Source organism: Streptomyces sp. NPDC028305 (assembly GCF_055569495.1).
The window spans coordinates 796260-811518 of record NZ_JBVHTN010000002.1; the positions used below are offsets into that span (position 1 = coordinate 796260).

Annotated in this window: 7 protein-coding genes; 1 reads left to right on the top strand and 6 read right to left on the bottom strand. The window is 73.9% G+C overall.

The genetic code is table 11. From position 1 onward, the window contains the following. Positions 1-38: 38 nt before the first annotated feature. The 5 genes from fusA to ACZ4WQ_RS10055 form a co-directional block, all read right to left on the bottom strand. A complete protein-coding gene (fusA, locus tag ACZ4WQ_RS10035; protein WP_398375421.1) occupies positions 39-2081 on the bottom strand; it encodes an elongation factor G in 2043 nt (680 codons plus the stop codon). Positions 2082-2494: 413 nt separating this feature from the next. Further along, positions 2495-3658, bottom strand: coding sequence for a glycine amidinotransferase (locus ACZ4WQ_RS10040; RefSeq protein ID WP_468022138.1), 1164 nt, complete (start codon positions 3656-3658; stop codon positions 2495-2497). A gap of 34 nt (positions 3659-3692) precedes the next feature. Next, entirely contained in the window at positions 3693-10064 is a 6372-nt protein-coding gene (locus tag ACZ4WQ_RS10045) for an amino acid adenylation domain-containing protein (RefSeq protein ID WP_468022139.1), read from the bottom strand. A 239-nt stretch (positions 10065-10303) separates the two neighbouring features. After that, on the bottom strand, positions 10304-11263 hold the full coding sequence (locus ACZ4WQ_RS10050; protein WP_398375292.1) for a TauD/TfdA family dioxygenase: 960 nt from the start codon (positions 11261-11263) through the stop codon (positions 10304-10306). Between the two features lie 65 nt (positions 11264-11328). Next, a complete protein-coding gene (locus ACZ4WQ_RS10055; RefSeq protein ID WP_398375294.1) occupies positions 11329-12117 on the bottom strand; it encodes a thioesterase II family protein in 789 nt (262 codons plus the stop codon). A 204-nt stretch (positions 12118-12321) separates the two neighbouring features. Between ACZ4WQ_RS10055 and ACZ4WQ_RS10060 the strand changes: the two genes are divergently transcribed. Further along, positions 12322-13338: a ferritin-like domain-containing protein gene (locus ACZ4WQ_RS10060; protein ID WP_311723192.1), complete on the top strand. Its 1017-nt coding sequence runs from the start codon at positions 12322-12324 to the stop codon at positions 13336-13338. Positions 13339-13408: 70 nt separating this feature from the next. On the opposite strand, the gene ACZ4WQ_RS10065 is transcribed toward ACZ4WQ_RS10060, so the two are convergent. Next, positions 13409-15049: an AMP-binding protein gene (locus ACZ4WQ_RS10065; RefSeq protein WP_398375295.1), complete on the bottom strand. Its 1641-nt coding sequence runs from the start codon at positions 15047-15049 to the stop codon at positions 13409-13411. Positions 15050-15259: the final 210 nt, after the last annotated feature.

A 15259-nucleotide genomic window follows, 5' to 3' on the forward strand; every position in this document is an offset into this window, starting at 1 on the left:
ACGGCCCCGCCCACGTCAGGGGCGGGGCCGTCGCCGGTCTACCGGGACGCCGGCGCGGGGGCCGGGGCGTGGCCCGCGGGCCGGGTGGTGAACGTTCCCCGGCCCTGGGTCCGGCCGCGCAGCCTGGTCGCATAGCCGAACAACTCGGCCAGCGGCACGGTCGCGGTGATGACCGCCGTGCCGGCCCGCGCGGCGGTGCCCGAGACCCGGCCGCGCCGCGCCGCCAGATCACCGAGCACCCCGCCCACGGCGTCGTCCGGCACCGTGGCCGTGACGTCGACCACCGGTTCCAGCAGCACCATCGCGCAGGCGCGCAGCGCCTCCCGCAGCGCGAGCCGCCCGGCCGTACGGAACGCCATCTCCGAGGAGTCCTTCGAATGGGTGGCGCCGTCGGTCAGGGTGACCCGTACCCCGGTCACCGGGTGACCGCCGAGCGGACCCTCGGCCAAAGCGTCCCGGCAACCGGCCTCCACCGCCCGGACGTACTCCTGCGGCACCCGCCCGCCGACGACGGTCGACCGGAAACCGAAGTCCACCGCGCCGCCACCCGTATCGACAGCGCCCAGCGGCTCGACGTCGAGGACGACATGGGCGAACTGGCCGGCGCCACCGTCCTGCTTGACATGGCGGTACAGCAGCCCGGACACCCCGCGGGCGACCGTCTCCCGATAGGCCACCCTCGGCCGTCCCACGGCGACGTCCAGCCCATGGGCGCGGCGCAGCTTCTCCACCGCCACCTCCAGATGGAGCTCGCCCATCCCGGACACCACGGTCTGACCGGTCTCGGGGTCGGTTCTGACCGCGAGCGAGGGATCCTCCTCGACCAGCCGCGCCAACGCCGTGGCCAGCCGGCCGGCGTCGGTGCGCCCGCGCGCCTCGACCGCCACGGAGACGACCGGGTCGGCCACCGTGGGCGGTTCGAGGAGCAGCGGAGCCGACGGCGCGCACAGCGTGGCCCCGGCGCGGGCCGCCTTCGGCCCGATCACCGCCACGATGTCCCCGGCCACGGCCCGGTCCACCTCCGCGTGGCGGTCGGCCCGGACCCGCAGAATGCGGCCGATCCGCTCGGTGCGCCGCGCGCCCACGTCCCACGCCACCTCTCCCTTGCCGATCGTTCCCGAGTACACCCGCAGATAGGTCAGCCGCCCGGTGGCGGTCGACGTCACCTTGAACACCAGCGCCGCGAACGGCCCGCCGGGGTCGGCGGCCCGCTCCTCCACCGCGTCGCCCCGGATGCCGCGCACGGGCGGCACATCCACCGGCGAGGGCAGATAGGCCACCGCGGCGTCCAGCAGCGGTTCGACGCCGCGGTTGCGGTAGGCCGAGCCGCACAGCACCACCACGCCCTCGCCACCGAGGGTCAGCTCGCGCAGCGCGGTGGCCAGGGTCGCCGTGGAGACCGCCGACTCGGCGCAGAACTCCTCCAGCGCTCCCGGGTGGAGCTCCGCCACCGCCTCCTCCAGCAGCCGGCGGCGCCGCCGCGCCTCCTCCCGCAGGGCGTCCGGCACCGGGCCCTCCTCGCAGGTGCCGTGGCCGTCCGGCCACACCAGCGCGCGCATCCTGAGCAGATCCACCACCCCGGTGAACCCGTCCTCCGCGCCGATCGGCAACTGGACGACCAGCGGGGCCGGGTGCAGCCGCTCCCGGATCGACTCGACCGCCGCGTCCAGGTCGGCCCCGGCGCGGTCCATCTTGTTGACGAAGGCGATCCGCGGCACACCGTGCCGGTCGCACTGGCGCCACACCGACTCGCTCTGCGGCTCGACCCCGGCGACGGCGTCGAACACCGCGATCGCCCCGTCGAGCACCCGCAGCGAGCGCTCCACCTCGTCGGAGAAGTCGACGTGGCCGGGGGTGTCGATCAGATTGATCCGGTGGCCGTCCCAGGCGCAGCTCACCGCCGCCGCGAAGATGGTGATGCCACGGTCGCGCTCCTGGGAGTCGAAGTCGGTGACGGTCGTGCCGTCGTGGACCTCGCCACGCTTGTGGATGGTCCCGGTGAGGTACAGGATCCGCTCGGTGACGGTGGTCTTGCCCGCGTCGACATGGGCGAGGATGCCCAGGTTGCGGACGCCGGTCATCGGATTCGCGGGCGAACTGGTGGGATTGCGACGGAGGTTGAGGTCGGTACGCACGGCCGAGGCCTTTCGGAGTGATCCAGAAAAGGGCGGCGCGATAGTTCCCGGACGAAGCGGCCTGTGGTCAGGCCGGGCGGAACTCCCAGGGGGCTCCCGGGGAGGCTCCCAGGGAAAGGTCAGGCGTTCGTCACGGGCATCCGGAGCCGGCCGCGCAGCCGGCACCGGGCGCCCGAAGACACCAGGATCACCTCGTACTGTGACGGAGGAACGACGACAGCGGCGCGGTCACGCACGGCCGACTCCCCTCATTCGTCACGGCGCGCGCCGCGATGTGGTGGATGGCGCGCGGTTCGTGGCGAGTGTAGGGAAGCCGGCGCGGGCGGGGCACCCGGTTTTCCGACGGGCTGGAACGTGGGTCAGCCCGTGGGGCGGACGAGTGGCTCGTACCGGAGCGCGGGGAAGTAGTCCTCGCGCGTGCCCTCGCGGCGTACGTCCCAGGTCGCGCAGTGGAGGGAGCCCCCGTACTCGAACACATGGCGGAACGGCACGGTCAACACCTCGAAGTCGAGCTTGGCCAGCAGGTCCTGGAGCGGCTTCTCCCGCTCCTCGCAGACGACCTTGGTCGGGGACAGGCTGAGCACGTTCATCGAGAGCCACTTGGAGGACTGGCAGTAGCGCGGCATCTCGTCATTGCCCAGGACCGGCTGCGGGGCGTCGACCAGCTCCCAGTCGTTGGCGAGGAACATCTTCTCCTCGCCCTCGCGCAGGGGCCGTTCGGGGTTGGTGAGGACCAGGCCCGGGCGCAGTGGCACAAAGGTGCAGTCGATGTGCGAGGGGAAGAAGTCCAGCGGGAAGTGGACCGGGTGGACCCGGAAGCCGCGTGGCTCCAGATGCCGCTTCAGCCACCGGATGCCCGCCCGGTTGGTGGTCATCGACTCCTGGACCAGGATGTCCCGCCCCAGCCGGCTCATGTCCGCGGCGTCGAAGATCACCTCGTCCTGGCCGACACAGAACTCGAAGGAATGCATCCGCTCGTGCCGCTTCTCCAGCGGCCAGTCCCAGAATTCCTCGCGGTACATCCCGTCGCCCATCGACGGCTTGGGCGCGGTGGTCCACTCGACGCGCGGGTCGGCGTTCCAGTACTCGTACACCAGCGTGCGGTAGGGCTGGTACTCGAAGTACCGGGCCCGGCGCGACATGGTGGCTTCGATGATCTCGTTGCCCATGGTGATCATGACATCGCGCGGGCAGACCGCGCAGTACTGGTTGCTGACCTCGAAGTCCGGGGTGCGGACCGGGGTGGAGAAGTCATGCGGCTGGGGGCGGCGCACCACGATCCCCTGGGACTCCAGCAGGGCCACCAGACCGTCCAGTTCCTCGTTGGCCTGCCCGATGTCCTCCTCGGACTTCGGGCCGGTGGGGAACGGCAGGCCGGGGGTGTCGCGCAGCGCGGGCCGGCTGCCCGGCTCCGTCGGCTCGAAACAGGCGCGGTCGGCGGAGCCGACCACGATCTCCTGGAGCGGATCCCACTCGTTCCATGAATTGACGACCGACGAATTCACGACTGCCGGGTATCGCATGTGCGCGTCCACCTGCCTGTTTCGTAAGACGGGGTCAGAGTGCGTCGTCGAGGGCCCGCGCGGTGCGGCAGCGGAAGACGGTGGCGACCTCGACGCTCCGCTCCAGCTCCAGCTCCGCCTCGATCCGGCCGGCCAGGCGCAGCGCCGTCAGCGAGTCGCAGCCGAGGGCGAACACATCGTCGTCCGCCCCGACGGACTCGCGTCCCAGCACCTCGGCGATCAGCTCGCACAGCCGCCGCACGGCGGGTTCGACGGCCGGCGTGGAGACGTCGTCGAGGAAGCGCCCGGTCGGGTCCGCCAGCGCCGTCGGCAGCCCGGCCAGCAGCTCCCGCAACCGGGCGACCATCCGCCGCGCGTCCTCGGCGTCGATCAGGTCGGGGCGGTGGCCGAGTTCGAGGCGCAGTTGCCGTCCGGGCGCGACCATCAGCTTGAGGGGGTAGTGGTAGGCGTCGTGGCCGGCCACGTCCGTCAGCCGCAGCCCGTCCTCCGGGCTGGGCAGGGCCTCGGCCGTGGGGAAGTTCTCGAAGACGACGCAGGTGTCGAACAGCGTGCCGAGCCCCGCCGCCCGCTGGATGTCCGTCAGCGCCAGGTGGTGGTACGGGAGGAGTTCGGCGTGCTCCTCCTGAAGCCGCGCCAGCAGCGCGGCCAGCGGCTCGGCCGGATCCAGGCGCACCCGCACCGGCACGGTGTTGATGAACAGCCCCACCATCTCCTCGACCCCGGGCAGCTCGGCCTCCCTCCCCGAGACCGTGGCCCCGAAGACGAGGTCCCGCAGCCCGGTGTGCCGGTGCAGGCACAGCGCCCACGCGGCCCGCAGCAGCGTGTTCAGCGTGACACCGGCCCGGCGCGACGCCTCCAGCAGCGCGGAGGTGTCCGGCTCGGACAGCTCGACCACGAGGCGCTCCGGCAGGGCGCGGATCCGCGCGGTGTCCTGGTCCGGGCAGACCAGGGTGGGCTCCGTCAGGCCGGCCAGCGCGCCGCTCCAGGCGGTGCGCGCCTCGTCGCGGTCCTGCGCGGCCAGCCACCGCAGATGGTCGGGGTAGTGGCCGGGGGCCGGCAGCCCGCCGTCGTCGCCGTGGTCGAAGAGCGCGAGCAGATCGCGCAGCAGCAGCGAGGTGGTCCAGCCGTCCACGAGCAGATGGTGGATGCTCAGGGCCAGCGTCCGCCGCTCCTCGGCCAGCGCGATCAGGGTGCAGCGGGCCAGCGGCGGCCGGGCCACATCGAAGCGTTGCCGCCGGTCGGCCTCCAGCAGCTCCGCCAGCCGCGCCTCCCGCTCCGGCGCGTCCAGGCCGGTCAGATCGTGGGTGTGCCAGCGCATCCGGACCGACTCCGGGACGACCTGCACCGGCTCCCCCGACCGCCGCTGGAGAAAGCCCGCGCGCAGCATCGGGTGGCGGCGCAGCAGGGCGTCACAGGCGGCCCGGAACCGCTCGGCGTCGAGCGCGCCCCGCACCTCCAGGGTGATCTGCACGTTGTAGACGTCCAGATCGCCGCTGTCGTACCGGGCGTGGAAGAGCAGCCCCTCCTGCGTCGGGGTGAGCGGCAGCAGTTCGGCGACGGGCATGCCGATCCGGGTGGCGAGCCGGGACACCTCCGCCTCGTCCCGCTCCGCGGAGCCCGCCGAGAGCGCGTCCGCCGGGAGTACCGGCGCCGGGAGCGCCTCCGCGCTCGTCCCGTACGCCACCAGCGCGCGCAGCGCCGCGAACCAGAGCCGGGCCAGGTCGCCGACCTCGGCCTCGGTCAGCAGGCGGCGGGCCCACAGCCAGTGGGCGGTCAGCCGCGGGCCCGCCGGGCCGTCCTCGACCGCCGCGTTCACCTCGACGACATGCGTCATCGGCATCCGCGGATCGGCCCCGGTGGGCAGCGCGTCGGACTCGGGGGCCACGCTCCAGTCCGCGTCCGTGGCGGCGTCCTGCCTGCCCAGGTAGTTGAAGCCGAGCTGCGGGGCCGGGCAGTCCGACAGCTCGCCGGCCGTGTCCCGGTTCAGATGGCGCAGCAGGCCGAAGCCGATCCCGCGCCGGGGGACCTCCCCGGCCTGGGCCGTGACCCGGCGCACGGCCTCGCCGAGGCGGGCGAGCGGCGGATCGCCGTCCGGGTCCCAGTCGCCGATCCCGGCGTCGAGCCGCACCGGATACAGCGAGGTGAGCCAGCCGACGGTGCCCGACAGATCGATGTCCTCGCCGAGTGTCTCGCGGCCGTGCCCCTCGACGTCGACCAGCACCGCTGTGCCGCCGCCCGCCGCGGGGCGCCGCCAGGCGGCGACGGCGAGTGCCAGGCCGGTGAGCAGCACCTCCCTGGTGTGGGTGGCGAGGGCGGCGGGCACCGCAGCGAGCAGCGGCGCGGTCAGCTCCTCGGGGAGTGTGAGGGTCAGTTCACCGGCCGTCGCGTGGATGTCCCGGGAGGGCGAGAGCCGCGCGCCGGTGAGCGGGATCCCGCCCGCGCGCAGGGTCCGCCGCCAGTACGGGAGCTCGTCCAGCAGGGCGGGCGCCGTCGCCTCGGCCCGCAGCCGGTGGCTCCACTCCCGCAGCGGTACGGGCACCGGGGCGGCGGGCTCCGTGGCGCGGCTCTGCCAGGCGGAGTACAGATCGGTCAGCAGGATGTGCCACGAGACCGCGTCGACGGCCAGGTGGTGGACGGTGACGAGCAACCGCCCCGGCCGGTCCTCGCCGCCGTCGAACCAGGTGGCCCGCAGCATGACGCCGTCGCGCGGGGCGAGGGCGTCGGCGTCCTCCCCGGCGCAGGCGGAGATCCGGCGGCGCAGCGCCTCGGGGGACAGGCCGCGCACATCGACCCGCCGTACCGCCCCCCACGGCCCGCCCGGGGCCACCGGGTCCACGGCGAGCGACCCGTCGTCCCGCAGCCGGGCGCGCAGCGCTTGGTGCCGCTCCACCACGGCCCGCACCGCGGCGGCCAGCCGGTCGGTGCCGAGCCCGGGCGCCACCCGGAGCAGCGTGGACTGGTGGAAGGCGTCGATGGCGCCGCCGTGGTCCAGGAGCCGGCGGGTGATCGACATGGCGGGGACGGTGGCGGACTCCTCGTCAGCCGCGGGGGAGCCGGCCGCCGGTGCCGAGGCCGGGGCCGGGCCCGCCTGCTGCCGCAGGAAGGCGCCCAGGGCGTCGGCCGTGCGATGGGCGAAGACCTGTTTGGGGGTGAGGCGCAGACCCGCCTCGCGCGCCCGCGCCACCAGTTGGATCACGGTGATGGAGTCGCCGCCGAGCGTGAAGAAGTCGTCCCCGGCCCCGACCGCGTCAGCGCCGAGCACCTGCGCGAAGAGCCCGACCAGCGTGGCCGCCGTGTCCTCCTCCGCCGCCGCGGCCTTCTCCGCTCCCGCGTCCGACCGGGTCTCCTGACTGTTTCCTGTCTCCTGGGGCCGGGGCGCCGCCGTGCCCTGCGCGGGATCCGGCGCGGGCAGCGCCGCCCGGTCGACCTTGCCGTTGGGGCTCAGCGGCAGCGCGGGCAGGGTGACGAAGGCCGACGGCAGCAGATACGCGGGCAGCCGCTCCGCCATCCGCTCCGCCAGCGCGGCCGGTTCGGCGTCCCGTCCGGGCGCCGCCACCACGTACGCCACCAGGCGCGGCGCACCCGGGCGGTCCTCCCGTACGGCCGCGGCCACCTGGGCGACGGCGGGGTCGCTCCCCACCACGGCCTCGATCTCGCCCAGCTCGATCCGGTAGCCGCGGACCTTGACCTGGTCGTCGGCCCGGCCGCCGTAGACCGCGGTGCCGTCGGGCCGCCACCAGGCGATGTCGCCGGTCCGGTACATCCGGGCACCCGGATCGCCGAACGGGTCGGCGACGAAGCGGGCCGCGGTGAGCCCCGGCCGCCCGACGTAGCCGCGGGCGAGCACCTCCCCGCCGATGTACAGCTCGCCGGGGACGCCCGCCGGGACCGGGCGCAGAGACGGGTCCAGGACATAGATCCGGGCACCGGGGACGGGCCGGCCGATCGGCACCGCGCCTTGCGGCAGCGGATCCCCGGGCTCCAGGCGGTGTTCCACACAGCCCACGGTCGCCTCGGTGGGGCCGTACTCGTTCACGACCGTCACTCCGGGGTGGCGGGCCCGCCACGCGGCCAGCGCCTCCCCGGTCAACTGCTCGCCACCCAGGACGAGTTCGCCCGTCGGCGAGTACTGCCCGTCGGAGGCGACCAGCAGCGGCAGATGGCTGGGCGTGGCCTTGACGAACGCGGGCGCCACGCCCGCGGGCCCCGGTGGCGCGTCGAAGTCGTCCAGGTCGACGACGCGCACCAGTCCGCCCGAGGTCAGCGGGCCGAAGATGCCGGTGACGGTGAGGTCGAAGGAGGGCGGCGAGTGCACCAGCGCCTGCTCGGCCAGGCCCGGGTAGGCCGCGCGGGCGAACGCCAGGTAGTTGTCGACCGTGCGGTGTTCCACCGCCACGCCCTTGGGGCGGCCGGTCGACCCCGAGGTGTAGATGACATAGGCGCGGTCGGCGGGGCGGATCGGGGCGCCGCGCTCGGCGTCGTCCACCCCGTGCCTGGGGAGCGCCGCCAGCTCCGCCCGCACCGCGGGGTCGCCGAGCGGCACCGCCGACGGGTGTGCGGCGAGAGCGGGGTGGCCGGTGTCCGCGCAGACGACGGCGGACGGGGCGGCGTCGGCGAGCAGATACGTGACGCGCTCCGGCGGATATCCGGGGTCGACCGGCACATACCCGGCCCCCGCCTTCAGCGCGCCCAACAGCGCCACGATCAGATCGGTGCCGCGCGGCAGCGCCACCGCGACCAGGTCTCCCGGCCGCACGCCCCGCTTCAGCAGCAGCCGGGCCATCCGGTTGGCGGCCTCGTCGAGCCGGCGGTAGGTGAGCGTCCCCGCCGCGTCGGCCACGGCCGGGGCCTCGGGGGTGCGGCGCGCCTGGGCCTCGAAGCGCTGGGGGAGCGTCGCCCGGGTGCGCTCGTACGCCTCGGCCGGGCGCGCCCCGGGGCGGTGGGCCCACTCGCCCAGCACCCGCGCGCGCTCCTCGCCGGTGAGCCAGGGGAGGCGCGCGACGGGGGTGGCGGGGGAGTGGACGAAGGTGTCGAGCAGCAGCCGCAGCCGGGTGCGGATCAGCTCCAGACGGGTGGCGTCGAACAGGCCCCGGCGGTAGCTGATGTGCAGGCTCAGCTGAGCGCCGGGCACGGCGACCACGCTGAGCGGGTAGTGGGTGGCGCCGGTGATCTCCTGCTGACCGTTCGCCTGCCCGTCCGCGCCGTCCGCGCCGTCCGCGCCGTCCGCGCCGTCCGCATCGTCCGCGGTGTCTTCGGCGAGTGGGGTGATCCGCAGGCCCGGCACGCTGTCCCGCACCGAGGCCCAGTCGAAGGGCACGTCGCCGAAGCCGGTCGAGGTGTCGTAGAGCGTGTCAAGACCGGACAGCCGCCGCACCTCGGTCAGTCCGAGGTGGTGGTGCGGGGCCAGCGCGAGCTGCTCGTCCTGGATCCGCGCGAACAGGGCGGCCATCGGCTCCGCGGGGTCGATCCGCACCCGGACCGGGACGGCGTTCATGAGCAGGCCCACCACCGAGTCGACGCCCGGCAACTGCGGCGGCCGGCCGTGCACGGTCTGGCCGAACACCACGTCGTCACGCCCGGTCAGCAACGACAGCAGCAGCGACCAGACGCCCTGCACCACCGTGTTGAGGGTCAGCCCGTGGCCGCGTGCGGTCGCCGACAGCGCCTCGGTGGCGTCCCGGGGAAGCGTGATGTGCAGCAGCCCCGGCATCTCCCCGTCACCCGCCGCCGGGGCCCCGGCGGCGACGAGCGTCGGCTCGGAGAGGCCCTCGAGGGCCGACCGCCACGCCTCCTGGGCGGCGGCGCGGTCCTGCCGGGACAGCCACCGCAGGAAGTCGGAGAACGGCGTCACCGGGGGCAGCCCGCCGTCGCCCGCACCGGGGCCGTCCCCCTCGGCCTTCTGGTGGTAGAGCGTGAACAGGTCCGCCAGCACCTGCGGCAGGGACCAGCCGTCGAGCAGGATGTGGTGGTACGTCATGACGAACGCGTACTGGCGCTCGGCGAGGCGGACCAGCGCGAACCGCATCAGCGGCGGAGCCGTCATGTCGAAGCGGCGCGACCGCTCCTCCTCGAGGAAGGACAGCAGCTTCTTCCGGCGTACGGACTCGGGATCCGCGGAGAGGTCGAGCTCGGTCCACGGCGTCCGCACGGTCCGCCGGATCAGCTGCACCGCCTGCCCGTTGCCCCGCTGGCGGAAGCCGGCCCGCAGCACGGTGTGGCGGGCGAGCGTGGCGGCGCAGGCCGCGCGCAGCGCTTTCGGCGAGACGTCTCCGAGCAGCTCGAACGGGGCCTGGATGGTGTAGACGTCCGCAGCCTCGGAGTCGTACAGAGCGTGGAAGAGCATGCCCTCCTGGAGCGGCGTGAGGGGCAGCACGGACTCGATCGGCGACTGGGACACTTCGTTCACTGTCGGTTCCCCGGAAGCGGTCGGCGGCGCGCGCCGAAGCGAGCGGCAGGTCATAGGAAGGGGCAAGAGGTAAGCCGGGCAAGGGCTAGTGACCGATTTCGGCCATCTGCCACGATGATTTCGCGCGGCCGTGGCGCGGGCCAGGCAGCCGACCGGCAGCTTCCCTGCCCGCCGACGTCCCTGCGGGCGGGCGGCGTTGCCGGTGCGCGCGGTCCAACACCGTGTTCAACCGTGCAGGTTCAGCCGCGCAGGGCGGGCTCCGGCCGGTCGGCCCTCGTGATCAGGTCCGACATGGAGACCAGCACCCGGCGCTCCCCGGTGAACGCCTCCCGGCCGTGCGACCAGCGCATGTTGTCGATCACCAGCAGGTCGTGGCGCCGCCAGCCGAAGCGCCGCGCACGGCGCTCGAAGGCCGCGCGGACCGCGGCGACCATCTCGTCCGGGATCCGGCCCCCGTCGCCGAACAGCACGTCATTGGGCAGCCCGTCCTCCCCGAACAGCGCCACCAGGTCGGCCCGCAACCCCTCCGGCAGCGAGGACTGATGGAACAGCACCAGGTGGTTGAACCACACCCGGTGCCCGGTGCGGGGGTGTACGAGGGTCGCCGGGGCCCGGCGCACCGTGCGCAACCGGTCCTCCTCCGGCCACTCCCACTCCAGCCCGCCCGCCGAGCAGAACCGGGCCACCTCGTCGCGGCTGTCGGTCTGGAACGCCTCGCGCCAGTCGAGGCCCACGCCGCTGCCGTAGTTCCGGACATAGCGCAGCCCCCGCGCCTCCAGGGTGCGCAGCGCCTCGGCGGGGATGTCCTCCAGCACCCGCGCGACATCCGTGATCGGGGTGGCGCCGCCGGTGGCCGCCGGGGTGGCGCAGTAGAAGGCCAGTCGGCCCGGCCAGGCACCGGCGTACGACGACTCGCAGTGCTGCGGGATCACCTCGCGCGCCGGGTACTCGGTGGAGGTGAACACCCCGTCGCCCACCTCGCTGCGCGGCGTGGAGCGCTCCGTGTACTCCAGCGGCCGGAACCCGAGCCCGTTCAGGGCCTGCTGGAAGTCCCCGACGCCCTCGGCGTCCGCCCCTCGGATCAGCGCCACGCCGGTCTCGGCGACGGCCCGGTCGATCGCCGGGAGATGCCGGCGCACAAAGGGCCCCAGCCGCTCGCCGTCGGCCCGCAACACGGTGATGCCGGTCAGCTCGTCCACTCGTCACAACTCCCTGGAGAAGGGGCCCGGTGCCGGTGCCCCGGAATCGGTGAGAACGCCACCGGTCAGCCGAGCACCGCGGCGACGGCGCCGAGCACGGCCGGAGCGTCGGTGAAGAGGTAGTCGTGCCCGCCGGGCAGCAGTTGGAGCGTGAACCCGCCCGAGGCACACGCGCGCCAGCGCTCCAACTGGGCCCGGCCCACCAACGGGTCCTCGGCACCGCCGAGGACATGCAGCGGACAGCCCACCGGCACCGGCCCGACGCTCCGGTACGCCTCGGTGAGGGCCAGGTCGCGGCGGACCGTACGCAGCGCGTAGCTCAGATACGACGGGTACTCCCGAAGGCCGGGAGGGAAGCCGCCGAACCCCTCCAGCCAGGCCAGCAGCCCCTGGTCGTCCCGGTCCGAGATCCGCTTGGGCACCGCGGCGTGCGGCGCCCGGCACGCGGAGACCAGCAGCGCGCGGGGCGCGCGCAGGCCGCGCCGGGCGGCACGGACGGTGAGTTCGTAGCCGAGGAGCGCGCCGAAGCTGTGGCCGAAGAGCGCGTACGGCAGGTCGAGCTCGTCCGAGATGCCGTCGAGCACGGCGTCGGCCAGCTCCTCCAGGGTGCCCGGCACCGGCTCCGCGCTGCGCACCCCGCGGCCGGGCAGCTCCACCGTCGCCAGCTCGATGCCGTCGGGCGGGGTGAGCCGCCAGGGGGCGAACGACCCGGCGCTGCCGCCCGCCTGGGGCAGACAGAACAGCCGCAGCCGGGGACTGGGCGCGGTCACCCGGCCGACGATCCACGGAGTGTCCGCCCCGTGCGCCGGTGTGCTCGCGGGGTGGGAGGCTCGTTCGGCGGCATGGGTTCGCATCCCGCTCCTTTCGTCGCCCGGCACTCACTCGGGGCGGTGGCCCCGGCGGGCCATCCTGGGGCGCCGGGGGCGGCCTGGCCAGGCACGGGGACCGGCAACCGGTCTGCCGCCCAATTGCCCCGAGCCTGCCTGGCCGGTGGGCCTCCCGCGCGATGAGGATCGTGCCGACCATCCCGCCCTTGTGCCCGAGGGGATCGCACTTCCATGACCGCTGTTCCTGACGAGGCAGCCGACTCGCCGCTCTTTGTCCTGGACGCCGTGAAGGCGGACCTGATGAAGGTCGAGTCCCTCACCCAGGCGTGTCTGAACTGGGACTACGGGAAGCGTGACAGCCGTGTCTGGAGCCTCTACGAGAAGAACAAGGCCGCTCAGTGGAACGCCTCGACCGACATCGACTGGGACTACGACGTCCAGTTCGGTGCCGAGCTGACGGAGGAGAACGGCGCCCGGCTGGCCGGCTTCGTCGTCGGCGAGGGCAGCCCGGTGCCGCGCGAGCTGCTCACCCGGTTCCGCTGGGAGTACCAGGCGTGGATGTGCAGCCAGTTCCTCCACGGCGAGCAGGGCGCGCTGGTGACCACCGCCCGGCTGGTGGAGACCGTGCCCGACATGGACGCCAAGACCTACGCCGCCTCCCAGGTCGCCGACGAGGCGCGCCACGTCGAGGCCTTCGCGCGCTACATGGACGAGAAGCTGGGCACCGTCTACCCGGTCAACCCCGGGCTCGGGACGCTGCTCCACGATGTGCTGTCGGAGTCCCGGTGGGACATCGTCTACCTCGGCATGCAGGTGGTCATGGAGGGCCTGGCGATCACCGGGCTCAGGCTCGCCAGCAGCGGCTTCGGCGATCCGCTGATCCGGCAGATCACCAAGATGGTCGCGAGCGACGAGGCCCGGCACATCGCCTTCGGCGTCACCTCGCTCACCGGCATGTACGAGCAGGCGACCACGGCGGAGATCCGTGAGCGCGAGGACTTCCTGCTGGAGTCCATCCGGCTGATGTCCCGCCGCTTCATGCTCCGTGAGGTGTGGGAGCGCATGGACCTCGACGTGGACAAGGGGCTGCGCTTCGCACGGACCAACCCGATGATGGCCACCTATCGGCAGCTGCTGTTCCAGCAGGTGATCCATGTGCTCCGGCAGCTGGGCCTGCTGTCGGAGCGGGTGAAGGAACTGCTGCTCGCGGAGAATCTGGTCCGCCCCGAGGTGATGACGAGCCGCTGACCCGGGCCGTCGACAACGCCCCGCTGCCCGGCGCACACCGTGCGCCGGGCAGCGGGGCGTTCGCGCGGGGTCAGTCCGCGGTCAGCGGCCGGGTCTGCGCGCCGTGCGCGCCGGCGCACAGCGCCTGCCAGATGACGCGGCGCCGCGGCTTTCCGCTGGAGGTGACCGCGATGCCGCCCTGGGGCACCTCGACGGACAGCAGCTCCGCGTCGCCGAGCCACGCGGACAGCACCTCGTGGGCGATCCGCCGCCACTCGGGCCGGACCCCCGCGAACACGGCCGCCCCCGTGGGCGTGCCGTCGCGGACCCCGAGAAGGACGGCGACCCGGCGCTCGGGCACACCCCGCTGGTGCAGCAGGGTCTCCAGGCTCTCCGCGAAGACCATCTTCCCGCTGACCTTGAGCCCGTCGCCCAGCCGGCCGATCACGAACAGCTGTCCGTCGCGCAGGAACCCCGCATCGCCGGTCCGCAGCCCCTGGCCGCCGAGGCTGGTGCCGGAGGCGGAACCGGCGTCGCCGAGATAGCCGTCGGCGATCGACACCCCGCTGACGACGATCTCGCCGACCTGCCCGTCCGGGAGTTCGGCGCCGTCCTCGGACACGATGGTCACCGTCCTGTCCGGCAGCGGACGCCCGCAGCCGACCACCGCCGTCCCGGCCAGGGACGCGGCGTCGCCGTCGTCAGCGCTGCCGGGGTGTCCCGTCGTCCAGCCCTCGCCCGGGGGCAGACCGGTCACCGCCAGGGTCGCCTCCGCGCTCCCGTACGCGGGGACCAGCGCCCCGCGGTCGAGGCCGTACGGCCCCAGCAGCGCGTGGAAGTCGCCCAGCACCCGCGGGTCGACCCGCTCCGCGCCGATGATCACGGCCCGCAGGGCGTCGAACCGCAGCCCCTCCAGATCGGCGGGGCGCACCCGGCGCAGGATGTACGACAGGCCGAAGTTGGGCATGGCCGTCAGGACGATGCGCCGGTCGCTGAGGCAGCGCAGATACCGCAGCGGCGAGCGGATGAAGTCGTCCGGCTGGAGCATCCACCCGTCGAAGCCGGTGACGACGACGTTCAGCAGAAAGCCGACGAGGCCCATGTCGTGGTGGACCGGCAGCCAGCTGGCCGCGGGGTACTGCGGGGCGCAGCCCAGCCAGACGCCCATCCCGCCGATGTTGGTCCGCAGGGCCTCGGCGGAGATCCGCACCCCGCGCGAGAAGCCGCTCGACCCCGAGGTGAACTGGAGCAGAGCCGTCTTCGGGAGCGGCAGCGGCCGCTCCAGCGGCTCGGCGTCCGTGACGAGCCGGTCGAAGACCACCGGCTCGCCGAGGCCCACTTCGGCGGCGACCTTGCGGATGCGCTCCAGCGACTCGTCGTCGCAGACGACGGCGGCGGGCCGCACGGTCTCCAGCAGCTGGGCGGCGTGCCTCTCGTACTCGTCGGCCCGCTGATAGGCGAACGGCGGGGCGAGGGAGCACGGTGTCGCGCCGGCGGCCAGGGCGCCGAAGAACGTGGCGACGAAGCCCGGGCTGGAGCGCTGCACCAGCGCCACCACATCGCCCGGCCGGACGCCGTCCGCCCGCAGCGCGGCGGCCGTGGTGAGCACCAGCCGGCCCAGGTCGCGATAGGACCAGAAGTCCCAGCCGTCCTCGTGGTTCGCGTAGTACAGGCCACGCTCGGCGGACGCCTCGTCCAGCCAGTCGAGCAGGCCTCGGTCCGGGTTTCCCAACGTCCCCGTCCTTTCCAAGTGGCCACGCCGGGTGCGTCCCGGGGCCGCTTGGACCCCGTGCCCGGCTGCCGCACAGCTTCGCCACGGGGCCCCGCGGTCACCAGGCAAGGGGCCGGTAACTCGCCCGCGGCCGGGCGGCATTTCGACCAGCAACCGCGATTGCCGGTCGATTGCCTGGTGAGTGGCCGCGCGGCCGGTGCAGCATTCGAC

Excerpts from the sequence above, each read along its gene's own strand:
- fusA (WP_398375421.1), bottom strand. The coding sequence starts at position 2,081 with ATGACCGGCGTCCGCAACCTGGGCATCCTCGCCCATGTCGACGCGGGC.
- ACZ4WQ_RS10040 (WP_468022138.1), bottom strand. The coding sequence starts at position 3,658 with ATGCGATACCCGGCAGTCGTGAATTCGTCGGTCGTCAATTCATGGAAC.
- ACZ4WQ_RS10055 (WP_398375294.1), bottom strand. The coding sequence starts at position 12,117 with ATGCGAACCCATGCCGCCGAACGAGCCTCCCACCCCGCGAGCACACCG.
- ACZ4WQ_RS10060 (WP_311723192.1), top strand. The coding sequence starts at position 12,322 with ATGACCGCTGTTCCTGACGAGGCAGCCGACTCGCCGCTCTTTGTCCTG.